A 24,467-nucleotide genomic window follows, 5' to 3' on the forward strand; every position below is an offset into this window, starting at 1 on the left:
TCAGGACATATATCCCACTCTTTCATGCTTCGATGTTGATCCATTTCAGCAATCGTAACTCGATGTCGCCGCGTTGAACTTCAGTAATATAGTAAAAGGAGTTGTCCCCATACATCGGGACAACTCCTTCACACCCTATTTCCAAACGATATTACGATGAACAAGAGGAACATGTATGTCCTGAAGAGCGAAGCGCCTGCCTTTACGGTCCCGAATTCACCTTGTTACGGGTTTACCATTCAGAATTCGGGACCGTAACAGCAGCGAAAGGATATACATGTTCCTCCCCCATCGTAATCAACTCATCGTAACTATCGTCCCGTATGCCCGAAGCCCCCCGCGCCGCGGACGGTGTCCGGAAGCTCGGTCACTTCCTGCAAGCTGACGCGCGGCACTTCCTGGAACACGATCTGCGCGATGCGCTCGCCGCGGTTGATCGTGAACGGCTCCTGCCCCAGATTAATGAGCAGCACCTTCACTTCGCCGCGGTAGTCCGCGTCGATCGTGCCGGGCGTGTTCAAGCAAGTGATGCCGTGCTTGAACGCGAGACCGCTGCGAGGTCTGACCTGCGCTTCGAGCTCCCTCGGCATCGCCATCGCGAAGCCGGTCGGGATTAACGCGCGTTGCCCCGGCGCGAGTTCGACCGGTTCAGCTACCGCCGCATGGACGTCGAAGCCCGCGGCCCATTCGGACATTTGCTGCGGCAGCGGAACGTCTTCATTCCCCGGCAGCCGCTTCAGTTGAATTGGATACAACGAATTCCCTCCCGATTCCCGACAACACTTTGTCGCTCGCGCCGACGAGGGCGACCGCGCACGGCTGCTCCATCATCGACTTGATCATGCCGTTCACGTCGTCCAGCGTCACGCGGTCGATGCGCGCCAACATATCGTCCAGCGAATAGTGGCGACCCAGCATCAACTCGTTCTTCCCGAGACGGTTCATCCGGCTGCTCGTGCTCTCCAAGCTGAGAATCAGGTTGCCCTTGAGCTGTTCCTTGCCGCGCGAAATCTCGGCTTCGTTGAGCCCCTTCGCCGCGACGTCGTTAAGCATCTCCATCGTCAGGTCGTACACGTCCTGCGTCTGCTTCGGAGCCGTGCCCGCGTATACCGTGAACAGTCCGCTGTCGGCATACGAAGTATGGTAGGAATAGACGGAATACGCGAGACCGCGCTTCTCGCGGATTTCTTGGAACAGACGCGAGCTCATGCCGCCGCCGATCGTATTGTTCAGCAGAATCATCGCGTACATGTTCTGCTCTTGGATCGAACACCCCGGGAACGTTAAGCAGAGATGATTCTGCTCCGTCTTCTTCTTATGGAACAGGGCGTTCGAATGGAACGAAGCCGCGTGGACGACTTGATCCGCTCCGGTGACGTTGAAGTGGCCGAAATGCTGCTCCAGCAGCGCGAGAACCTCTTCCGTAATGTTGCCCGCGATGCTGATGACGGTGTTGTCGATCCGATAGCGCTGGCCCATATATTCTCGCAGCATCGCCGGCCCCATCGCGTTCAGCCGTTCAGCCGTTCCGAGAATGGAGTAAGCGAGCGGATGATCGCCGTACGCCGCGCTGGAAGCGAGGTCGTGCACCGTATCGTCCGGCGTGTCCTCGTACATCGCGATCTCTTCGAGGATGACGTTCTTCTCCTTGGCAAGCTCTTCCTCCGCCAATTGGGAGTTGAAGAACATATCGGCCAAGATGTCGACGGCGATAGGCAAGTGCTCGTCGAGCACTTTCGCGTAATAACACGTGTATTCTTTGGACGTGAAGGCGTTGACGTTGCCGCCGATGCCGTCGAAGCGGTCGGCGATATCTTTGGCGCTATGGCGATTCGTCCCTTTGAACAGCATGTGTTCGATAAAATGGGATATCCCGTTGTTGTCCAAATTTTCGTAGCGGGAACCGGTTTTGACCCAGATGCCGAACGATACCGATCTGACGCCGGGAATCGATTCGATCATCACGCGGAGTCCGTTGCCTAGTTGGTACTTTTTCACCCGATCTCCCCCTTTGGAATGATACCACTATACCAAATTCCGACAAGTGCCACAACAAGCATCAACGGTCGCAGCCCGTCTGAATCGTCTAGCGCGCCGTCATCGCCATCCAATGGCCGCCGGCTTACGCGCGATCCGACGATAGCGTCTCCGACACGGTGCCGAGCGCGTAGCCTTTGGCCCGAATCGCCTTGATCATCCCGGTCAGCGCGCCCTTCGACGATTCGGTCGGATGCATCAGGATAAGCGTTCCGGGTCCGACCCGTGAGGTTACTTTCGCTACGATGGACCATGAAGGCGGCTTCCTCCAATCAAGCGTATCGAGCGTCCACAGCACGGTACGCAGCCCGAACTCGGCCGCGACCTTGACCGTTTGTCCGTTATAATCGCCGGACGGCGGCGCGAACCATTGGTTGCGTACCCCTAACTCCTTCAGCAGCTTCTCCGTCTTGCCGATCTCTTCCCGCTGCTTGGCGGGTCCGATCTGGCTCATGTTCGGATGGGAGTAGGCGTGGTTGGACAGCTCATGCCCCCTTGCGATCATGTCTTTCGCAGCGTCCGCATGCTTGGACAGCCACATGCCGTCCAGGAAGAACGTCGCGTGAACGTCCGCCGCCGCAAGCTGATCGAGCATCGAAGTCAAGAATTCGTCTCCCCATGCGACGTTGATCATCAGCGCGACCATCGGCTTCGCCGGATTGCCCCGATAGATCGGCAAGAGCGGCAATTCCGCCAGTCCGATGCGCGGCTTGACGTCGCGATACACCCAAGGGAAGCCGTTATCGGTCACCGGCGCTTGGATACCGGCGGCGACGGCTTTGCGATAGGTCGCCTGCACGTCGACTTCGCGGCCGTCGTAACCCGGTATCGCGCGCCATATCCGGTCGTTGACCGCGTCGATCGCCGGCTGCGTCTTTTCCGCAGCCTTCCGTTCGATCCAACCGAGCAACTCGTCATTGGCAGCGACCGGACCGAAGACGGCATCGGCAGCGTTCGTCCGCTTGACCGCGGACAAATATTCATCTAACGGGCCATACGTTCCCGCGAATACAACGAGCAGCAAACAGATGATCATCGCGAACGCCTTAACCGGCGGTTTCGTTCCCTTCAACCGTCACACCCCAATCTTGTCCACGTTATCCTGCCTCAATCCTATGCCCGGATAACCTCGATTATGAGTGAGCATCCCATTGTAAGCCCTTATTTATGCAAAACAAAAAGAGACCGATTGCTCGTCTCTTTCGTTCGTTGCATATGACGGAAGACCGTAAGGCTTACGCGTTCGACGGTTGCTCGGAACCGAGCAGCGCTTTGCGGGACAAGTTGATGCGTCCCATGTTGTCGATCTCGGTAACTTTAACCTGTACGACGTCGCCGATATTGAGGACGTCCTCGACTTTGGCGATGCGCTCGTTCGCGACTTGGCTGATGTGAATCAGCCCGTCTTTGTTCGGAAGAATTTCGACGAAGCAGCCGAACTTCTCGATCCGCTTGACGGTGCCGGTATACACTTCGCCGACGACGACTTCCTTCACGATGCCTTCGATGATCGCGCGGGCGCGGTTATTGGCCGCTTCGTCCGTCGATGCGATATAGACGGTGCCGTCTTGCTCGATATCGATCTTAACGCCGGTTTCCTCGATGATTTTGTTGATGATTTTACCGCCGGAGCCGATGACGTCGCGGATTTTGTCCGGATTGATCTTCAGCGTGATGATCTTCGGCGCGTACGGGCTAAGCGACTTGCGCGGCTCTTGCATCGTCTCGAGCATCTTGCCGAGAATATGGAGGCGGCCTTCCTTCGCTTGAGCGAGCGCGTCGGTCAGGATGGCGCGATCGATGCCGTCGATCTTGATGTCCATCTGAATCGCCGTAATGCCGGCCGCCGTCCCCGCTACCTTGAAGTCCATATCGCCGAGATGGTCTTCCATCCCTTGAATGTCCGTCAAGATCGACGTGTGGTCGCCGTCTTTGATAAGTCCCATCGCGACGCCCGCGACAGGCGCCTTGATCGGAACGCCGGCGTCCATCATCGCGAGCGTGCTCGCGCAGATGCTCGCTTGGGACGTCGAGCCGTTCGACTCGAGCACCTCGGAGACGAGACGGATCGTGTACGGGAATTCCGCTTCCGACGGAATGACCTTCAGCAGCGCGCGTTCGCCGAGCGCGCCGTGTCCGATTTCGCGGCGACCCGGCGGGCGGAGCGGACGGGCTTCCCCGACCGAGAACGGCGGGAAGTTATAATGGTGCATGAACCGCTTCGACTCTTCCAAGCCGATGCCGTCGAGAATTTGAACTTCGCCGAGCGGCCCGAGCGTGCAGATGCTGAGCGCTTGGGTTTGACCGCGCGTGAACAGACCGGAACCGTGCGTACGAGGCAAGATCGATACGTCGCTGTCGATCGGACGGATCTCGGACAATCCGCGTCCGTCCGGACGGACTTTGTCGTGCGTGATCAGGCGGCGCACTTCGTTCTTGACGATATCGTACAGCACTTCTTTGACGTCTTTCAGCTTGCTTGGCGTCTCGGCATACTGAACCGCGAAATGTTCGACCGTCTCCGCGTTGATCGCGTCGATCGCTTCCTGGCGCGCGTGCTTCTCGGAGATGCGTACCGCTTCTACGAGGCGAGCTTGCGCATAGCCTTGAACTTCCGATTCTACGACCGAATCCACCGCATGAAGCTTGACCGCCATTTTCGGTTGGCCGGCTTTGGCGACGAGCTCGTCGATCGTGTCTACGATCTTCTTGATCTCATCGTGGCCGAACATGATCGCTTCGAGCATATCGGACTCGGATACTTCGTCGGCTTCCGCTTCCACCATCATGATCGCGTCGCGCGTGCCTGCGACGACGACGTACAGGTCGCTCTTCGCTTCCTGCTCGACGGTCGGGTTGACGATGAACTGGCCGTCGACGCGACCGACGATAACGCCGCCGATCGGACCGTTGAACGGCACGTTCGAGATCGATAGCGCCGCGGACGTGCCGATCATCGCCGCGATTTGCGGCGAACAATCTTGATCGACGCTAAGTACGAGGCTAACGATTTGAACGTCGTTCCGGAAGCCTTCCGAGAACAGCGGACGAATCGGACGGTCGGTCAAACGGCTGGCGAGAATCGCCTTCTCGCTCGGACGTCCTTCGCGCTTAATGAAGCCTCCCGGAATTTTACCTACCGCGTACAGCTTCTCTTCGTAGTTAACCGTAAGCGGGAAAAAATCAAGATCCTTAGGCTCCGTCGAAGCCGTTACAGTGGATAGCACCACCGTATCTCCATAACGAACGACGACCGCGCCGTTCGCTTGCTTGGCCAGACGTCCCGTCTCCAATGCGAACGGACGTCCGCCGAGCAACATCTCCACACGTTGTTCCAAAACAATTCCCTCCTCTAAGTGCGAGCTTCCGCCCGTCACGCCGGCCTGAACGACGAAGCGACCTTGCAAGCTTCGAATGGTCGTTCTTGCCAAGACAACTTTATGTACATTCGACACTCTTCCCATTATTTCCTGCTTTACGGCCGCTTAGGCATCGACTCGCATGCGAGCGCGGCCCCAACATGGGAAAAAAGCAACCCGGTGCCTCTTCGGACCAAAAGTCCAAGTAGCGGCTGAGCCAGGTTGCTTTCGTGCGGTTTAAAATTAGCGACGCAGACCGAGCTTCGCGATGAGCGCGCTGTAACGGCTAACGTCTTTGTTTTTCAGGTAAACGAGCAGCTTACGGCGTTGGCCAACCATCTTGAGCAAACCGCGGCGCGAGTGGTGATCTTTCTTGTGCGACCGGAAATGGTTCGTCAGATTGTTGATGTTCTCCGTAAGGATAGCGATTTGGACTTCCGGGGATCCCGTGTCCGACGCATGCGTGCGATGCGTTTCGATCAACTCTTGTTTACGTTCTTGTGTCAATGCCATCCTGGATACACCTCCTTCATTAGAATCGCCGTTAGCCTCGCAGGCGTCGGTGTGAGGCGCGCTGCCAAGCTAAGGTTATGTTTGCTTACCGCGATAGCCGTACGGCTTCGATTCAGCAACGTTGAATAGTATAGCACATCCGCATAGGCATATACAATGCCCATGTTCCGCCTAGGTGCGGAACGGCTCGCTCAACAAGGCGCGCGATTGCTCGGCGTCCTTCGCGATCTGGGCGACGAGCTGGTCGATCGATTCGAACTTGCGCTCCGGCCGAATGAAGGAATGAAGAATGAGCGCCATTTCGCGGCCGTACAAGTCGCCGTCGTAATCGAACAGATGCGCTTCCAGCTTCAGTTGGCCGCCCGGGGCGTCGAACGTCGGCCGAACGCCGACGTTGAGCACGCCGCGATAACGCGCGGGGCCTTCGACTGATCCCGGCTTCGGCAGCACGTCCGCTTCGATCGCATAGACGCCGAACCTCGGAATGACGTAAGGCTGCCCCGGATTGACGTTGGCCGTCGGGTATCCGAGCAGGCGGCCTCTGGCGTCGCCGTGAACGACGACGCCGCGAACGGCGTAAGGCCTGCCGAGCAATCGCGAAGCGATTCGCGGCTCGCCTTCGGCAAGCTGCTCCCGCACGCGGGTGCTGCTTACCTTGCCGCCGCCCTCGAATACCGGCGATACGACGTGTACCTGAAGGCCGTCGCCGAACGCGCGAAGCGTATCCGCGTTGCCTTCTCCGCGATAACCGAACTTGAAGTCGAAGCCGACGACCGCGACGCGCACGCCGATCGGCGCGATGAGCGACTTGACGAACCGCTCCGCCGTCACTTCCGAGAACGGACGGTCGAAGTGGATAACGTAAGCCGCTTCGACGCCGAGTTCGGCGAACAACGCGAGCTTATCCTCGACGGGCGTCAATACGGTCGTATATTGGGAGCCGTGACCGAGTACGACTCGCGGATGCGGGTCGAACGTCATGACAGCCGGCACGTAGCCCTGCTGCTTCGCCAACGCGACGGCCTGGCGAATCACTTCTTGATGCCCCAGGTGCACCCCGTCGAAGAACCCGACCGCAAGCGAGATGCCTTGCGATTTGCAAGCGCCCTCGGGCAGCATGCCCGCCGCGGCGACGTTGTTAGCGTATAAATCGTATCGTTCCACTTGATGTCCCCCTGCTTACTCGGACTCGATGTTCCCGGCCCCCTGATCGTTCGCGGGGTGGAACACCTTCACCGGACGGACCGTCCGCGCGCCTTCGCCGGCTTCGAACAAGCCGAGGAACGCGCCGTCGGACCGATACAGCTTCCAAAGTCCATCCTGATCCGGCGGCGGCTGCAGCCGCCCGCCCGCGATCGTCTTCCCTTGCAGAACATATGTCGCTTCCGGTTCGGATACGACCGTTCGCGGCATCTTCAGCAGCGAGTCGCCGGAGATCAGCGTCTCTTCCAACCGCCCTTGCTCCTTCAACTCCGCCAGTCGTTCGAGCGTCACGCATTGCTCCCGGCCGAGACCGGCGCTCTCGGTACGCACGAGCTCCGCCATGACGGCCGGAACGCCGAGCTTCTTGCCGATATCGACGCACAACGTGCGAATGTACGTCCCCTTGGAGCATGCAACCGAGAATCGCAGCGTCGGATACGGAGCCGAAGTGCTAACCGACAGAACGTCCAGCTCGTATATCGTTACGCGCCTGGAAGGCCGCTCGACGACGATGCCCTCGCGAGCGAGCTCGTACAGACGCTTGCCGTTCATCTTGACCGCGGACACCATCGGAGGAATTTGGTCGATGTCCCCGACGAACGAACGCGCCGCTTCGATGATCGCATCCTCGCTTAGGTAGGAAGCGTCCTTCTCTTCGATCACGTTGCCCGTCATATCTTCGGTATCCGTCGCTAGCCCGAATCGAAGCGCCGCTTCGTACGTCTTCGGCTGCTCTTGCAAATATTCGACGAACCGAGTCGCGCGGCCGACGCATAACGGTAGCACGCCGGTAACGGCGGGATCGAGCGTCCCGGTATGCCCGATGCGCCTCTCTCGCAGAATGCGGCGGGCTTTCGCCACGACGTCGTGCGACGTGAAGCCGGCCGGCTTCCAGATCGCGATCACGCCGTCGATCGGCCGTTCTTGGGCGCTACTCATGCGCGTCCAACGCTTTCCGCACGACCGATACGACTTGCGAGACGACCTCGTCGAGCGGTTCGGTCAGCCGGCAGCCCGCGGCGCGGACGTGCCCGCCTCCGCCGAAATGCTGCGCGACGGCCGCGACGTTCACGAGACCGGAGGAACGAAGGCTGACCTTCACGGACGTCTCGCCGTTCGCCTTGAACAGCAAACCGACTTCGACGCCTTCGATATTGCGAGGGTAATTGACGAGCCCCTCCAAATCTTCGTTCGTCGCACCGGTATCCGCCAAGTCTTCCGACGTCACCCACAGCCACGCGATTCGATGATCTTCGCTGAACGATAATCGCGACAGCCCGCGCTGGATCATCTGCATCTGCCCGACCGACATCCGCTCGAGCAACAGCTCCGCGAGCTCCGGACCGTTCACGCCGGCTTGCAGCAGGCGCGAAGCGATGGCCATGACGTCGGGACTCGTGTTCGCGTAGCGGAAGCCTCCGGTATCGGTCAAGATGCCGGTATAGATCGCGGTCGCGACATCCGCGTCGATCGGGTAAGCCATCTCGTCGATGAGCGCGATGATGATCTCTGCCGTCGCGGCTGCATCGAACCGCAGCACGTTAACGAGACCGTATGCGTCGTTCGTCGGATGATGGTCGATGTTCAGCACGTCCGCGCCTTCCGCGACCCATGCTTGTCCCCGGCCGATGCGGGCGTAATCGGCGCAATCGACGCAGATGACGTTCCGATAATGCCGGGTCGGCGCCCCATCCTCTCCGATCGTGACGATGTCGTCGCTTCTCCATAGATAACGAAGCCGGGAAGGCACGGGGCCTTCGTTCAGCATCGTATACGTTTTGCCCAGCTTCGCAAGCAACCATCCGATGGCTACCGTCGAACTGATGGCATCCCCGTCGGGCTGCACATGAGACACGACCAGGAAGTCGTCCCTATCGCGAATGAACGCGGCGGCTTCCTGCAAAGCGTTCGCCCACATGCTGTTTCCCCCTTAACTCTACTCCAACGACTGTTGATTGATCTTCGCGAGCAACGCTTCGATCCGGCTGCCGTAAGCGATGGAGCTGTCGAACTTGAACTCCATCACGGGCGTATGCCGAAGCTTGACGCGACGACCGAGCTCCGAACGGAGGAATCCGTTCGCCCGGCCGATCGCTTTCAGCGTTTCTTCCTTCTGTTCATCGCTGCCCAGGATGCTAATATATACCCGGGCCAAGGACAGGTCGTTCGTCAAGTCGACGCCGGTTACGGTAATGAAACCGATGCGAGGATCTTTCAGCTCCGTCTGGATGATGGAGCTGATCTCCTTCTTGATCTGTTCGCCGACCCGCCCTACGCGGAATTTGGCCATGCAAGCTTCACCTCATTCGATCGGTGCTTAGCGCTCAACGGATTCCATGATGAACGCTTCGATGATGTCGAGTTCCTTCAGGTCGCTGAACTTCTCGAGCGTTATGCCGCACTCGTAGCCTTCGGACACTTCCTTGGCATCGTCCTTGAAGCGTTTGAGGGAATCGAGCTTGCCCTCGTGCACGACTTTGCCTTCGCGAAGCAGGCGTACTTGAACGTTGCGCTGCATTTTGCCGTCCGTAACCATACAGCCGGCGATCGTGCCTTTGTTGATTTTGAAAATGTTGCGGACCTCGGCGTGGCCGATGATTTTTTCTTTGAACACCGGATCTAGCATGCCCTTCATCGCATGTTCGATCTCTTCGATCACTTTGTAGATGATCGAGTGCTGGCGTACGTCCACTTTCTCTTGCTCCGCGGTCGTTTGAGCGCCCGATTCGGGACGAACGTTGAAGCCGACGACGATCGCGGACGACGCGCTGGCGAGACGAATATCGGATTCGGTAATCGCGCCTACGCCGCTGTGAATCGTTCTGACGCGCACGCCTTCGATTTCGATTTTCTCGAGCGAGCCTTTGAGCGCCTCCAAGGAGCCTTGCACGTCGGCTTTGAGGATGACGTTGAGCTCTTTGATTTCGCCTTCTTTGATTTTGCTGAACAGATCCTCGAGCGTAACCGCTTGGTTCGCCTTCATCGTTTCCTGGCGCGTCTTGATGGAACGCTTGTCGGCGATTTCGCGCGCCTTGCGCTCGTCTTCGAACACCATGAACGGATCGCCGGCTTGCGGAACTTCGGTCAGACCGGTAATTTCGACCGGCGTCGAAGGACCCGCTTCCTTGATGCGGCGGCCGCGGTCGTTCGTCATCGCGCGGATGCGTCCGAAGCAGTCGCCCGCCACGAAGGCGTCGCCCACTTTAAGGGTACCGTTCTGCACCAGCACGCGGGCGACGGGACCTTTGCCTTTGTCTAGCTCGGCTTCCATGACGGTACCGCGCGCGCGTTTGTCCGGGTTCGCTTTGTAGTCGTTCACTTCCGCCACGAGGAGAATCATCTCGAGCAGGCCGTCCAGGTTGATGCGTTGCTTAGCGGACACTTCGACGAAGATCGTATCGCCGCCCCACGCTTCTTGAACGAGACCGTGCTCGGTCAGCTCTTGCTTGACTTTATCCGGATTCGCGTCCGGTTTATCGATTTTGTTGACCGCTACGATGATCGGCACGCCGGCCGCCTTCGCGTGGTTGATCGCCTCGACCGTCTGCGGCATGACGCCGTCGTCGGCCGCCACGACGAGAATCGTGATATCCGTTACTTGGGCGCCGCGCGACCGCATCATCGTGAACGCTTCGTGGCCCGGGGTATCGAGGAACGAGATCTTCTTGCCGTTGATCTCGACTTGGTAAGCGCCGATGTGCTGCGTGATGCCGCCGGCTTCGCCGCTCGCGACTTTCGTCTCGCGAATGGCGTCCAGGAGCGTCGTCTTACCATGGTCGACGTGACCCATGATCGTAACGACCGGCGGACGCGCAACGAGATCCGCTTCTTCGTCGTTCTCTTCGACCGTCTCGAATTGCATATCTTCGACGACGATTTTCACTTCCGTCTCCACGCCGTAGTCGCCGGCGACGAGAAGGACCGTGTCGACGTCGACTTCTTGGTTGATCGTCGCCATGACGCCCATCATGAACAGCTTCTTGATGACCTCGGAAGCGTCTTTATGAAGCAACTTCGCCAATTCGCCTACCGTCATGCTTCCGCGGACGATAACTTTCTTCGGCGTGTTGTCGATCTTCTCGCGCGGCGGCATGCTGCCTTTACGCGCGTTTTTGCCGCCTTTCCCTTTCGGGCTGCGGAAGTTTTGTCTTCCGTCGTCGAACCGGCCGTTCGTGCTGTCTTTGCGTTTGCCGGCCGCGTTCGGATTGTTCCGGTTGAAGTCTCCGTCGCGTTTGCCGTCGCCGCGTCCCGCAGGACGTGCATCGGTACGGCCGCCGGTGCCGCGTTGGCCGGCCGACGCTACAGGAGCGCCGCCGCGAGCGCCGAACGCCGGGCTCGAACTCGGCGCGCTGCTCGGACCGCGGTTGCCGCCGAAGCCGCCTCCGCCTTGGCCTTGCGGACGGTTGCCGTAGCCGCCGCCTTGACCGCCTTGGCCTTGCGGGCGATTGCCGTAGCCGCCGCCTTGGCCGCCTTGGCCTTGCGGACGGTTGTAGCCGCCTCCGCCTTGACCGCCTTGGCCTTGCGGACGGTTGTAACCGCCTCCGCCTTGGCCGCCTTGGCCTTGCGGACGGTTGTAGCCGCCTCCGCCTTGACCGCCTTGGCCTTGCGGACGGTTATAGCCGCCTCCGCCTTGACCGCCTTGGCCTTGCGGACGGTTATAGCCGCCTCCGCCTTGACCGCCTTGGCCTTGCGGACGGTTATAGCCGCCTCCGCCTTGACCGCCTTGGCCTTGCGGACGTTGGCCGTCGCGATTGTAGCCGCCGCCTTGGCCGCCTTGACCTTGCGGGCGCTGGCCGTCGCGGTTGTAGCCGCCTTGGCCTTGCGGACGTTGGCCGTCGCGATTGTAGCCGCCTTGACCTTGCGGACGCTGGCCGTCGCGGTTGTAACCGCCTTGGCCTTGCGGACGCCCGCCGTCGCGGTTGTAGCCGCCTTGGCCTTGCGGACGCTGGCCGTCGCCTTGCGAAGGAGCCGCGGATGCCGCGGGTGCCGATGGCGCGGAAGAAGGTGCCGGCGCAGGCGCCGGAGCTGCCGATTGCGGCGCTGGCGCCGGTGCGGAAGCGGCCGCGCTAGGAGCCGCGGTTGGCGCAGGCGCCGATGGACGAGGCGCCGACGGCTGGCTTGGCGCTGGCGCGCCGGAAGAAGCCGGAGCTCCGCCGGAAGGTCTGCGGTCGCCGCCGCCTTGGTTCGGAGCCGGTTTAGACGAGGTTTGCGCCATCTTGGCCGCCGCGTTCGCCTTCACGTCGCGGAAGAACTTCTCGACGGCTCCCGTCATTCCGTCTTCCATAACGCTCATATGGTTGTTGACGGGCATGTTCTGTCTTTTGAGAATCGTGATGATTTCTTTACTGCTCATATTGAGCTGCTTGGCGTACTCGTACACCCTCAGCTTATCTTTGTTGTCGTCTTGTTTACTCAATATTCTCCACCTCCGAATGATGAACCAAAGCCGACCTTAAGCATGTCGGCGAACCCCCGGTCCGTAACCGCGAAGATCACGCGTTCCGGTTTGCCTACCGCGGCTCCGAGCTCGTAGCGGGTAAACCCGACGACCAGCGGAACCCCGTAGCTGTTGCATTTATCCGCGAACTTCTTGCTCGTATTGTCCGATGCGTCCTGCGCGAGCAGCACCAGCTTCGCTTCGCCCGAGCGAATCGCCTTCATGACGATTTCCTCGCCGCTGACGAGCTTGCCGGCTCTCATCGCAAGACCTAACCTGGACAACGCTTTATTCGTTGCCGTCATCTTGATCGCTTTGCTCCTTCGCGGCCTGGAACTCATCCTCCACGCGAATGAACTCCGCCGCCAGACGGTCGTATATTTCCGCATCCACCGGCGTCGCGAGCGCCCGCTCGAACGCCCTGGACTTTTTGGCCAATTTGAAGCAAGACACTTTGCCGCACAGATACGCGCCCCGGCCCGGCTTCTTGCCGGTCAGGTCGATCGCGATCTCTCCTGCCGGAGAGCGCACGATCCGGATCAATTCCTTCTTCGCCATCATCTGTTGGCAGGCGACGCATTTGCGTTGCGGTATCTTCCTCGGTCTCACGGCGATCCCCCCTACGTTTCGCGAGAACGCGTATCGCAAGCAACCGCCGGCCTAGTCGATCGATACGCTGTCCTGATGCATCGTCGCGCCGGTCGATTTCGGACGTCCGTATTCCTGCTCGGCTTGCGATTCGCTCTTGATATCGATTTTCCAACCGGTCAGCTTCGCCGCGAGGCGCGCGTTCTGGCCTTTAATGCCGATCGCCAGCGACAGCTGGTAATCCGGCACGATGACGCGGGCCATCTTCTCGGCTTCGAACACGATGACTTCGAGCACCTTGGACGGGCTCAGCGCGTTGGCGACGTATTCGTCGACCGCCTCGGACCATCTGACGATATCGATCTTCTCGCCCTTCAGCTCGGTCACGATCGATTGAACGCGGATGCCCTTCTGGCCGACGCAGGAGCCGACCGGATCGACTTCCTCGTTGCGCGAGTGAACGGCGATCTTCGAACGGAATCCCGCTTCGCGGGCAACCGAACGGATCTCGACCGTGCCGTCGAAAATTTCGGGAACCTCGAGCTCGAACAGTCGCTTCAGCAGCCCCGGATGCGTACGGGATAGGATGATTTGGGGCCCTTTGCTCGTGTTCTCGACTTTCGTGATGTACGACTTGACGCGATCGCCCTGCTTGAACTTATCGGTAGGCATCAGCTCGGTCAGCGGCAGCGCCGCTTCTACTTTGCCTAGATCGACGTACAGGTTGCGCAAATCCATCCGCTGAATGATGCCCGTGACGATATCTTGTTCTTTATCGACGAACGCATGGTAGATGAGCCCGCGCTCCGCTTCGCGGATGCGCTGCGTAACGACCTGCTTCGCGGTTTGCGCCGCGATGCGTCCGAAGTCGCGAGGCGTTACTTCGATCTCGGCGATGTCCTCGAGCTGGTAATGCGGGTTGATCGCGCGGGACGCTTCGATCGAGATTTCCATCCGCGGGTCGAGCACTTCCTCGGTAACCGTTTTGCGCGCGTATACTTTAATTTGCCCAGTTGTACGGTTAATGTCCACGCGTACGTTCTGCGCCGTATTAAAGTTACGTTTGTAGCTGGAGATAAGTGCCGCTTCGATAGCTTCGATCAGGACGTCTTTGCTAATGCCCTTATCGCGCTCGATTTCGGTCAGCGCTTCAATGAACTCCATGCTCATGTCAAGATCATTCCTCCTCATTATAATAAAATCTTCGACGGGCTCGAACGAACTCACCTTCATAAAAATGAAAGCGGTGGGCGTGCCGTTGTCCTCTACATTCGCTGCCTAATTAGGTTAGAACACGATGGCTAGTCTCGCGGAAGCCACCTTGCCGTAGGGAATCGCATGTTTGCGCTTGCCGACGGTTATCGTCAACGTCTCTCCGTCGAAGCCTTCGAGTTTGCCTTCGAACTCCTTCGCTCCGTCGATCTGTTCGTACGTCGTCACGAATACATGCTTGCCTACCGCGCGTGCGACGTCGTCCGCTTTTTTCAGCGGGCGCTCCGCGCCTGGCGAGCTGACTTCGAGGAAATACGCTTCGGAGATCGGATCGAGCTCATCCAGCTTCGCGCTTACGAATTCGGAAATACGGCCGCAATCGTCGATGTCGATGCCGCCGTCCTTGTCCACGTATACGCGCAAAAACCAGTTGCTGCCTTCCTTCACATATTCCACGTCCACCAGCTGGAATCCGCCTTCCGCCAAGAACGGCTCGGCGAACTCTTCGACGATGGATTTGATTTTCGATACGCTCAAATGGGTATACCTCCCGATGCTTCAAATGGATAACCGCGCGCAGTCGCAACGTTAAAAGGCCGTTGACAAAACTTAAAGAGTGGGTTTCCCCACTCTTCTGCAGACAGTGATATCCACATGATTACCAAAATTAATATACCATAACCGGAAAGCGACTGGCAACAGAAAGGTTAGCTGCAGCGCGCGACGTATAAGTCCGGGGTCCCCGCAAAGTAATCGGACTAAGCTTCGAAGCGAAACTTCACTTTGTGGGGTATTAAAACAACGATAGCTGGTTCGATTCCGGCAAGCCGCGGAAAACGCCCATGCCGCTAAGCACTTCGACGATCGTCTTGGTCGCCTTCGAGCGCTGCTGGAAATCTTCCACGGACAGGTAGTCGCCTTCCTCGCGCGAAGCCGCGATGTTGCGGGCCGCGTTCTCCCCGACGCCGGGGATCGCGCCGAACGGCGGAATGAGGCTGTCCCCGTCCACGATGAAGCGCGTCGCGTCCGAACGGTACAAGTCGATCGGCTTGATCTTGAAGCCGCGAGCCGTCATCTCGAGTCCCATCTCGAGAATGGAGATCATGTTCTTCTCCTTCGTCGTCGCCTGGAACCCCTTGGCCTCGATCTCGACGAGCATCTTCAGAATCGCGTCGTACCCTTGGCAGAACAGCTCGACGTCGAAGTCGGCAGCCCGTACCGAGTAATATGTCGCATAATATTCGATCGGGTAATACAGCTTGAAGAAGGCCGTGCGAACCGCGGAGATAACGTAAGCCGACGCGTGCGCCTTCGGGAACATGTACTCGATGCGCAAGCAGGAATCGATGTACCATTGCGGCACTTTGCAGCGTTTCATCTCGTCGATCCATTCCGTCGTCAAGCCTTTGCCCTTACGAACGCTCTCCGTAATCTTGAACGCGAGGGACGCGTCCATTCCCGCTTTATAGATGAGGAATAACATAATATCGTCGCGGCAGCCGATTACGGTCTTGATCGTGCACGTGCCGTTCTTGATCAGCTCTTGCGCGTTGCCGAGCCATACGCCCGTCCCGTGCGACAAGCCCGAAATTTGCAGCAGGTCGGCGAACGAGGACGGCTTCGTCTCTTCGAGCATCTGGCGGACGAACCTTGTTCCCATCTCCGGCACCCCGAACGTCGCGACCGGGGAACGAATCTGCTGCGGCGTCACCTTAAGCGCGTCGACGGAATTGAACAGGCTCATGACTTTCGGATCGTTCATCGGGATCGTCGTCGGATCGACGCCGGTCAAGTCTTGGAGCATCCGCATCATCGTCGGGTCGTCGTGACCGAGAATATCGAGCTTGAGCAAGTTCTCGTCGAACGCGTGGTAATCGAAGTGCGTCGTCTTCCACTCGGAGTTCTTATCGTCCGCGGGGAACTGGACCGGCGTAATGTCTTCCACGTCGATATAATCCGGAACGACGACGATGCCGCCCGGATGCTGACCGGTGCTGCGCTTGACGCCGGTACAGCCCGCGGCCAGACGGTTAAGTTCCGCGCCGCGCCAGCTCTTGCCGTGCTCTTCCTCGTATTTCTTCGCGAAGCCGTACGCCGTCTTCTCCGCGACCGTGCCGATCGTGCCCGCCCGGAACACGTTCTTCTCGCCGAACAGCACCTTCGTATAGTTATGCGCGTGCGGCTGGTACTCGCCCGAGAAGTTCAAGTCGATATCGGGAACTTTATCTCCCTTGAAACCGAGAAACGTCTCGAACGGGATGTCCTGGCCGTCGCCCTTCATGATCGTGCCGCATTGCGGGCAAGCCTTGTCCGGCATGTCGAAGCCGGACGGGATGCTGCCGTCGAGAATCCACTCGTTATGCTTGCACTCCTTGTTCTTGCATAGATAGTGCGCGGGCAGCGGGTTAACTTCGGAGATGCCGAGGAACATCGCGACGACCGACGAGCCGACCGAACCCCGGGAGCCGACCAGATAGCCGTCCGCGTTGGACTTCTTCACGAGCCGTTCGGAGATCAGGTAGTTCGCCGAGAAGCCGTACTTGATGATCGGCACAAGCTCTTTCTCAAGCCTCGCCGTTACGACCTCCGGCAGCTCGTCGCCGTACATGTCCTTCGCCGTCGTGTAGCACGTGTTGCGGATTTCTTCGTCGGCGCCTTCGATGATCGGCGAGAACAGGCCGTTATCGGTCGGGCCGCCCGTCTTCGGGAACATGCCGAACGGCTCGAACCGGTCGGCGAGCTCGTTCGTGTTCGTGACGACGACCTCGAACGCCTTGTCCTTGCCGAGAAACTCGAACGCCTCGAGCATCTCGTTCGTCGTCCGGAAGTGCGCGTCCGGCTTGCGCTGGTCTTTCAACGGGCTGAACCCGGTAATGCCGAGAATCGTAATGTCGCGGAACAGCTTCTCCCGCGGCGTCAAGTAATGGACGTTGCCGGTCGCGATGACCGGCTTGCCGAGCTTCTCGCCGATGCGGACGATGCGGCGCAGCGCCTCTTCGAGCTCCGCCCGGCTGCCGACGAGACCTTTGTCCAGCAAGTGCATGTAGAAGTCGAGCGGCTGAATCTCGAGCACGTCGTAGAACGCCGCCACTTCCTCCGCTTCCTCCTGCGACTTGTTGAGCACCGTCTCGAACAGCTCGCCCTTCTCGCAGCCGGAGATGACGAGCAGTCCTTCGCGCAGCTCGATCAGCTTGCTGCGCGGCATGCAGGCGACGCGATTCATATATTCGGTATGGGACATCGAGATGAGCTTGAATAAGTTCTTCTTGCCGACGGCGTTAAGCGCGTATACGCCGCAATGGAACGGACGCGTCGTCTTCCAGCTGTTCTCGTTCACTTCGTTAAGAACGTGCAACGACATGACGCCTCTGGCCGCCGCGTCCTTGATCAATCCGTTCAGGATGCCCGCGAGCGCGAGCGTGTCGTCGATGGCGCGGTGATGGCTCTCGAGCGATACCTTGTACAGATCGGAGAGCGTGTTCAGCCGATGGTTCTTCATGTTCGGGTGCAGGAAGCGCGCCAGCTCCAGCGTATCCAGCGCCGGATTCTGAATCGGCGGCAGCCCGTGGCGCTTGCACGCTTCCTGCATGAAACCGACGTCGAACCGCGCGTTATGCGCGACGAGGACGGCGTCTTCGATGAAGGCTACGAATTCTCGCAGCTTCGGCTCGAGCTCAGGCGCGTCCTTGACCATGTCGTCCGTAATGTTCGTCAATTGTTGGATGTTATAAGGAATCGGTTCATGCGGATTAATGAACGTCGCGAACCGGTCGATTTCCTGGCCCTTGCGCATCTTGACGCCTGCAAGCTCGATAATCTTGTTGTTCGTGACGGACAAGCCCGTCGTCTCGATATCGAACACGACGTAGGTCGCGTCCTCCAAGCTCTCTTCCCGCGGGTTCAGCACCATCGGCACCGCGTCGTTGACGACGTTCGCCTCGACGCCGAACAGCACCTTGATGTCGTGCTTCTTGCTCGCCTTGTTCGCGTCCGGGTAACATTGCACGTTGGCGTGGTCGGTGACGGCGATCGCCTTATGCCCCCACTTCGCGGCCGTCTTGACGTAGACGTCTACCGGCGTGACCGCGTCCATCGTGCTCATCGTCGTATGAAGATGGAACTCGACGCGCTTGTGCTCGGCGTCGTCTTTGCGCTCCGGCGGGGCGACGACTTCGCGAATGTCGTTCGGGAAGACGATCAGCTCCGGCGGGTTCATGAACCGGTCGTATTCGACCTTCCCCCGCAGCTTCGCCCACATGCCGTTCTTCAGCAGGGAGAGCATCTTCGCGTCGTCCTTGTTCTTGGCGAACATCTTGCAGCCGATCGAGTCGGTGAAGTCGGTCACGTTGAACGTGAACAGCGTGCTGCCCGTTCGCAGCTCTTTCATCTCGAGACCGAAAATCGCGCCCTGCAGCGTGACCTTCTTCTCTTCCTCTTGCACCTGCGAGATCGATATCGGGTCTTCCTTAATCTCGTAGCCGTGCTGCAGCACTTGCGGCGCTTCGCCTTCCGCCAGCGCCGCCTGCTCTCTGGAATCCGCCATCAGTTGTTCGATCGCGTCTCGATTCTCCTGCTGGATCTTCTGCGTGAACTCGTTGATCATCTCCGGTCTGGCTTCGCCGACCGTGAGCTTGATTCGCGACGTGCGCCGGAATCGTTCCTCGAAGTAACGAACCGCGCAGGCGTCGATCTCTTTCTTCTTGGCGAGTTCCAAGTTCATCTCCGTCATCAGCGTGACGGTCACGACGTCTTTGTCGTCGAAGTCGACTTCCGCTTTGGCGAGCCACCCGTTCACCGAAACGACCGTCTGCTGCATGTATTCGACGAACAAGCTCCAATAATCTTTCACGATAGCGCCGGTAGGCACATGATCCGCATATAACAGCACGCCGTGAATATCCGCGTGATGACCGAGCTTCGCTCTCATCCGCTCGATCATGCCGACGTACACCGCTGCGGGCAGCAACTGGTCCAATCCGATATAGAAAGTCCATGTCTTCTTGGAAGGACTGATCTCCAAACGATCCAAATAGCCGTTAGAATAATATTCGCGTTTCCATTCGGCCGGCAGCGCCGCTTGCTGCAGCAGCACCTCGAAGCCGTGCCGTTGTTTATCCGTCGGCTGCATCTTCACATTCCTCTCCGCTTGCTCTCTGCCTATTCTACCTGAACCCGTATCCCCCATCAATACGAGGAACGAGATTCCAGCGCGTACGCGGCTCCAGCCGACAATGAAAAGGATCGATCCCCCGCCGCGTAGGAAGGAGAATCGACCCCGATCTGAAAGTTGAAAGTGAATTAATACGCTCTCGCGAATACGACCGTATGCTTCGCCGCGTCTCCGCAAACGAGGCAAGTCGGCTTGTGCTCAGCGGGCTCGAACGGAATGTTCCGGCTCGTCGCGCCGGTCTCCGCCTTGACGGTGCTCTCGCACGCGTCGGATCCGCACCAGCCGGCAAGACCGAAGCCGCGGCTTTGCTCCATCGCGGCCTTGAATTCGTCCAGCGTGTCGACGGAGAACGAGTTCTCCTCGCGGAACGCCAACGCCTTCGCGTACATGTCGCCGTGAATTTGCTCGAGCAGCGTCTCGACCTCAGCGACGAGGTTATCGAGCGCGACCGGTTTCTTCTCGCCGGTGACGCGGGAGACGAGCACGCATTGGCCGTTCTCGATATCGCGAGGTCCGAGCTCGAGACGGATCGGTACGCCGCGCATTTCGTATTCGTTGAACTTCCAGCCCGGCGATACGTCGGCCCGGTCGTCGACGCGAACGCGAACGCCCGCCGCCTTCAATTGCCCGAACAGCTCGTCCGTCTTGCCTAGCACGACGTCGCGCGTCTTCGGCGGACCGATCGGAATCATGATGACTTGCGTAGGAGCGACCTTCGGCGGCATGACGAGACCTCGGTCGTCGCCGTGCACCATGATCAGCGCGCCGATGAGACGCGTGCTAACGCCCCAAGACGTCGTATGGCAGAACTGCTGCGTGTTCTCTCGGTCCAAATATTTGATATCGAACGCGACCGCGAACTTCGTGCCGAGATAGTGGGACGTGCCTGCCTGTACCGCGCGGCCGTCCTTCATCATCGCTTCGATGGAATACGTGTCGACAGCGCCGGCGAACCGTTCGGAAGGCGTCTTCTCGCCCTTGATGACCGGAATGGCAAGCACGTTCTCGACGAATTCGGTGTACACGTCGAGCATCTGCATCGTTTCCTTGCGCGCGTCCGCCTCGTCCTCGTGCGCGGTATGGCCTTCCTGCCAGAGGAATTCGCTCGTGCGCAGGAACGGCAGCGTCCGCTTCTCCCAACGGACGACGTTCGCCCATTGGTTGATGAGCATCGGCAAGTCGCGGTACGAATTGATCCACTTCGCGTACATATGCCCGAACATCGTCTCGGACGTCGGACGTACGGCAAGCCGCTCTTCCAGAATTTCGCCGCCCGCTTCCGTTACGAACGGAAGCTCGGGGTTGAACCCTTCGACGTGCTCCTTTTCCTTCTGGAAGAAGCTCTCCGGAATGAACATCGGGAAGTACGCGTTGCGGTGTCCCGTCGCTTTGAAGCGCTGGTCCAGCTCTTGCTGGATTTTCTCCCAAATCTCGTAGCCTTCCGGACGGAAGACGATGCAGCCGCGAACCGGAGAGTAGTCCATCAATTCGGCTTTCTTGATGACGTCTATATACCAACGGGAGAAGTCCTCTCCCTGCGGCGTAATTTCCGTTACGAATCCTTGTGCCTTCGAATCCTTCGACATGACGCTTCCCCAACTCCTGACGACTAATTTCTTACAAGTCCTACGATGTCGTTATAAGTGACGACGACCATGAGAAGCATTAACATCGCGAAACCGACGAAGTGAACCATGCTCTCGCGGTTCGGATCGATCGGCTTGCCCCTGACGGCTTCGAGACCGAGGAACATGAGCCGGCTTCCGTCCAGCGCGGGAATCGGCAGCAGGTTGAAGATGCCGAGATACAAGCTGAGAATGCCCGCCCACATCGTGAGCTGCGCGATGCCTTGCTTCGCGATCTCCACCGTCATCTGCGTCGTCTTCACCGGTCCGCCGAGATCGTCGAGCTTGAACTCTCCGAAGATGAGCTTGCGGAACCCTTCGAATATGCGCTGCGTCATATCGACCATCGTCGTGCCCGCGTACTTGATCGTCTCTCCTACGCCCGGTTTCTTAAAGTCTCCGTATGCCGGATAGATGCCGACCTTCCCGGTAGACGCGTTCGGCGTCACGGTAATATCGACGTCCTGGCCGCCCCGTTCTACGATCCATTGCATCGGAACGCCCGCGGATCCGTTAATCTGGGCGATGAACGTATCGACGTCTCCGCCGACGATCAGTCCGTTGACGGACTTCACGTGGTCGCCGGCCGTCAGCCCCGCGCTAGCGGCGGGCGAGCCTTGCTCCACTTCGTTGATGTACACCTTCTGCGGCGTTCCTTGCAGCACGATATACAATCCGAACAGCACGAACGCGAGCAAGAAGTTCATGACCGGTCCGGCGAATATCGCGAGCGCGCGTTTACTTACCGGCTTCTGGCCGAATTGGCGGTCGAGCGGCGCGATCTGCGTCTCTTGCCCCCGGGCGACGATGAGCGCAGCCGGATGGACGTCGAACCGTTCGATGTCCCCGTCGACGTCGAGCGTTACGTACAAGTGCTTCTCCAAGTCGATCGCCTTGATCTCGCCGCGAAGCACTTGCGAACGTTCGTCCAGGCGGTCGAGATAGAGGCGCGTCACCTTGCCGTCCTTGATCCGGACCGCGATCGTCTGGCCCGCTTGCACCTCGACGACTTCGGGATCTTCGCCCGCCATGCGGACGAAGCCGCCGATCGGCAACAGCCTCAGCGTGTATCGGGTTTCCCCGCGCTTAATCGAGAACAGCTTCGGCCCGAACCCGATCGCGAACTCGCGAACCAAAATGCCGGCCCGGCGGGCGAAGTAGAAGTGACCCCATTCATGCAACGATACGAGCAGAAAAAACATAAATACGGTCAATAACGCGACCTGGATGTTCCCCATTGCTTCAGCTCCCTATCCAAGCCCGAACAAGCGTGGCTGATCTTAGATTAACATTATTCTCCCAAGCGGTACAAGAGAATACCGGCCACGCGATATTTACAAAGCTAACGCTTCGCGGCGCGCCCAGCCGTCCGCGGCCAAGATCGTATCGAGGTCGGGCGACGCGATCGCTTCGTGGCGAGAGAGCACGTCCGCGATCGCGTCTTCGATCGCGAGGAACGGAATTTCGCCCTTCAGGAACCTCGCGACGGCGATTTCGTTCGCGGCGTTGAACACCGTCGGCGCCGTGCCCCCCGTCCGTCCAGCCTCGTAGGCGAGCTTCAGGCAAGGAAACCGTTCGAAGTCCATCGGCTTGAAGTGAAGCGCCCCCGCCGCGAGCAAATCGAGCGGCGAAGCGGGCGACGGCCGGCGTTCCGGATAGGTAAGTGCATACTGGATCGGCACGCGCATATCCGGATTGCCGAGCTGAGCGATAACGCTCGTATCGACGAATTCGACCATCGAATGGATAATGCTCTCCGGGTGCAGCACGACGTCGATGCGGTCGTACGGCAGTCCGAACAGCCAGTGCGCTTCGATAACCTCGAGCCCTTTGTTGACCATCGTCGCCGAATCGATCGTAATCTTGGCGCCCATGCTCCAGTTCGGATGCTTCAGCGCGTCTTCGACCGTGACGCCGCGCAACTGCTCGCGCGTGCGATTCCGGAAGCTGCCGCCGGACGCGGTCAGCACGATCCGTTTGACCGCCTTGCCGTCTTCCCCGTTCAAGCATTGGTAGATCGCCGAATGCTCGCTGTCGACCGGCAACAACTGAACGCCCTTGTCCCGCGCGCGCTGCATGACGATGTGGCCCGCCGTCACGAGCGTCTCCTTGTTCGCGATTCCGATGTCCGCGCCCGCGTCGATCGCGGCGAGCGTGGAGCGAAGGCCGATGCTGCCGATAAGCGCGCAGACGACGTACGTCGCGCCCGCGCCGGCGGCTACCTCGATCAAGCCTTCCTCGCCGTGCACGACTTTAACGCCGGCCGGCACTTGCGTCCGCAGCGAATCCGCAGCTTCCTTCGTACCTACCGAAACGAGCTTCGGCCGGAACTCTTGTACTTGCCGAAGCAACAGCTCCACGTTGCCGCCGGCCGCCAATCCGACCACCTCGTAACGTTCCGGATCCCGGGAGATGACGTCGAGCGTCTGCGTCCCGATCGAACCGGTGCTGCCGAGTACCGCTATTTTTCTCATGATGAATCCTCCGCTTGCCGACTTCTATGTAATGGTTCGATCCGTTCCGTCCGCTATTGCGGCAGCAGGCCTAGCAAGTGGACGAGCGGGAATACGACCAACCAGCTATCCGTCCGGTCCAGCACGCCGCCGTGCCCCGGCAACAGGTTGCCGGAGTCCTTCACCCCGCGGAACCGCTTGTAAGCCGACTGTACGAGGTCCCCGAGTTGTCCCGCGACGGCGGCAGCCAATCCGATAAGGGCGGCATCGCCGTAGCCGAGCAGCTCCGGGCGGCAATATGCGAAGACGCCGGCCGTGATCATCGCGATGACGAGTCCTCCGAGCGCGCCTTCGATCGTCTTGTTCGGACTGATCGCCGGCCACAGCTTCGTGCGCCCGATCGCCTTCCCTACGAAGTAGGCCCCCGCGTCCGACGCCCAGATGCAGAAGAACGTAAGTGCCGACCAGAAGATGCCGTTATCCATCTCGCGCGTGGCCGCCATATAATGAAATCCGATCCCGACGTAGATGACGCCGAGGAACAGAATGCTCACGTGCTCTAGTTGTATACGGTTCTTACTGAAAACCGTTCCGGTCAATAAGACGAACATGAGCAACCATGCCATGACTTTGAACGAAGGCATGTCCCAGTCGAACGGGAACTCGGGCAACGCGAAGATACCGACCGCCGCGAACCCGATCAGAACGTCGGGCCTGAGCCACGATTGTCCGTTCAGCTTCACGAACTCCCAGAATCCGACGAGCGCGAGCGCCACGAGAAACGCCATATAATACCATCCGCCCGCCCAGAGCAAGAAGACGAATGCCAAACCTGCGGTCACGCCGCTGATGATCCGTTGTTTCATGCTG

At 59.3% G+C, this 24,467-nt stretch carries 19 protein-coding genes; all 19 read right to left on the reverse strand.

Annotation, left to right across the window (positions count from 1 at the left end; all coding sequences use genetic code 11):
* Window positions 1-311 precede the first annotated feature (311 nt).
* The 19 genes from dut to ACFQZG_RS09370 all read right to left on the reverse strand — a co-directional run bounded on the left by dut (window position 312) and on the right by ACFQZG_RS09370 (window position 24,463).
* Complete coding sequence (gene dut, locus ACFQZG_RS09280) at window positions 312-755, reverse strand: dUTP diphosphatase (protein ID WP_378151698.1); 444 nt, start codon at window positions 753-755, stop codon at window positions 312-314.
* Window positions 718-1,998 (reverse strand): M16 family metallopeptidase, encoded by a 1,281-nt coding sequence (locus ACFQZG_RS09285; RefSeq protein WP_378151700.1) that lies wholly within the window; start codon window positions 1,996-1,998, stop codon window positions 718-720. The genes dut and ACFQZG_RS09285 overlap by 38 nt, the downstream gene beginning before the upstream one ends.
* Before the next feature lie 124 nt (window positions 1,999-2,122).
* Window positions 2,123-3,073 carry a polysaccharide deacetylase family protein gene (locus ACFQZG_RS09290; RefSeq protein ID WP_378152542.1) on the reverse strand — a complete coding sequence of 317 codons (951 nt, stop codon included), beginning with the start codon at window positions 3,071-3,073 and terminating at the stop codon, window positions 2,123-2,125.
* Between the two features lie 199 nt (window positions 3,074-3,272).
* On the reverse strand, window positions 3,273-5,375 hold the full coding sequence (gene pnp / locus ACFQZG_RS09295) for a polyribonucleotide nucleotidyltransferase (RefSeq protein WP_378151702.1): 2,103 nt from the start codon (window positions 5,373-5,375) through the stop codon (window positions 3,273-3,275).
* A 264-nt stretch (window positions 5,376-5,639) separates the two neighbouring features.
* Window positions 5,640-5,909 (reverse strand): 30S ribosomal protein S15, encoded by a 270-nt coding sequence (gene rpsO, locus ACFQZG_RS09300; RefSeq protein ID WP_378114467.1) that lies wholly within the window; start codon window positions 5,907-5,909, stop codon window positions 5,640-5,642.
* Between the two features lie 171 nt (window positions 5,910-6,080).
* Window positions 6,081-7,073 carry a bifunctional riboflavin kinase/FAD synthetase gene (locus ACFQZG_RS09305; RefSeq protein ID WP_378151704.1) on the reverse strand — a complete coding sequence of 331 codons (993 nt, stop codon included), beginning with the start codon at window positions 7,071-7,073 and terminating at the stop codon, window positions 6,081-6,083.
* Between the two features lie 15 nt (window positions 7,074-7,088).
* Entirely contained in the window at window positions 7,089-8,051 is a 963-nt protein-coding gene (truB, locus tag ACFQZG_RS09310; RefSeq protein ID WP_378151706.1) for a tRNA pseudouridine(55) synthase TruB, read from the reverse strand.
* Window positions 8,044-9,030, reverse strand: coding sequence for a DHH family phosphoesterase (locus tag ACFQZG_RS09315; RefSeq protein ID WP_378151708.1), 987 nt, complete (start codon window positions 9,028-9,030; stop codon window positions 8,044-8,046). The genes truB and ACFQZG_RS09315 overlap by 8 nt, the downstream gene beginning before the upstream one ends.
* Before the next feature lie 18 nt (window positions 9,031-9,048).
* Window positions 9,049-9,402, reverse strand: coding sequence for a 30S ribosome-binding factor RbfA (rbfA, locus tag ACFQZG_RS09320; protein WP_378151710.1), 354 nt, complete (start codon window positions 9,400-9,402; stop codon window positions 9,049-9,051).
* A 27-nt stretch (window positions 9,403-9,429) separates the two neighbouring features.
* A complete protein-coding gene (infB, locus tag ACFQZG_RS09325) occupies window positions 9,430-12,528 on the reverse strand; it encodes a translation initiation factor IF-2 (RefSeq protein ID WP_378151712.1) in 3,099 nt (1,032 codons plus the stop codon).
* Window positions 12,525-12,854 carry a YlxQ family RNA-binding protein gene (locus ACFQZG_RS09330; RefSeq protein ID WP_378151714.1) on the reverse strand — a complete coding sequence of 110 codons (330 nt, stop codon included), beginning with the start codon at window positions 12,852-12,854 and terminating at the stop codon, window positions 12,525-12,527. Before ACFQZG_RS09330 ends, infB begins: the two co-directional genes overlap by 4 nt.
* Window positions 12,838-13,158, reverse strand: a complete 321-nt coding sequence (gene rnpM / locus ACFQZG_RS09335) for an RNase P modulator RnpM (protein ID WP_378151715.1) — start codon at window positions 13,156-13,158, stop codon at window positions 12,838-12,840. Before rnpM ends, ACFQZG_RS09330 begins: the two co-directional genes overlap by 17 nt.
* Window positions 13,159-13,209: 51 nt before the next feature.
* On the reverse strand, window positions 13,210-14,307 hold the full coding sequence (nusA, locus tag ACFQZG_RS09340; protein ID WP_378151717.1) for a transcription termination factor NusA: 1,098 nt from the start codon (window positions 14,305-14,307) through the stop codon (window positions 13,210-13,212).
* 117 nt (window positions 14,308-14,424) lie between these two features.
* Complete coding sequence (gene rimP, locus ACFQZG_RS09345; protein WP_378151718.1) at window positions 14,425-14,886, reverse strand: ribosome maturation factor RimP; 462 nt, start codon at window positions 14,884-14,886, stop codon at window positions 14,425-14,427.
* Between the two features lie 256 nt (window positions 14,887-15,142).
* Window positions 15,143-19,477, reverse strand: a complete 4,335-nt coding sequence (locus ACFQZG_RS09350; RefSeq protein ID WP_378151720.1) for a PolC-type DNA polymerase III — start codon at window positions 19,475-19,477, stop codon at window positions 15,143-15,145.
* A gap of 170 nt (window positions 19,478-19,647) precedes the next feature.
* A complete protein-coding gene (proS, locus tag ACFQZG_RS09355) occupies window positions 19,648-21,105 on the reverse strand; it encodes a proline--tRNA ligase (protein WP_378151722.1) in 1,458 nt (485 codons plus the stop codon).
* A gap of 23 nt (window positions 21,106-21,128) precedes the next feature.
* The gene (gene rseP / locus ACFQZG_RS09360) at window positions 21,129-22,382 is read right to left on the reverse strand and encodes an RIP metalloprotease RseP (RefSeq protein ID WP_378151724.1); all 1,254 of its coding nucleotides are present in this window, start codon (window positions 22,380-22,382) and stop codon (window positions 21,129-21,131) included.
* Window positions 22,383-22,478: 96 nt separating this feature from the next.
* Window positions 22,479-23,618, reverse strand: coding sequence for a 1-deoxy-D-xylulose-5-phosphate reductoisomerase (locus ACFQZG_RS09365; protein ID WP_378151726.1), 1,140 nt, complete (start codon window positions 23,616-23,618; stop codon window positions 22,479-22,481).
* 53 nt (window positions 23,619-23,671) lie between these two features.
* The gene (locus tag ACFQZG_RS09370) at window positions 23,672-24,463 is read right to left on the reverse strand and encodes a phosphatidate cytidylyltransferase (RefSeq protein WP_378151728.1); all 792 of its coding nucleotides are present in this window, start codon (window positions 24,461-24,463) and stop codon (window positions 23,672-23,674) included.
* Window positions 24,464-24,467: the final 4 nt, after the last annotated feature.

The organism is Cohnella sp. GCM10027633, from assembly GCF_042675445.1.
GTDB lineage: Bacteria > Bacillota > Bacilli > Paenibacillales > Paenibacillaceae > Cohnella.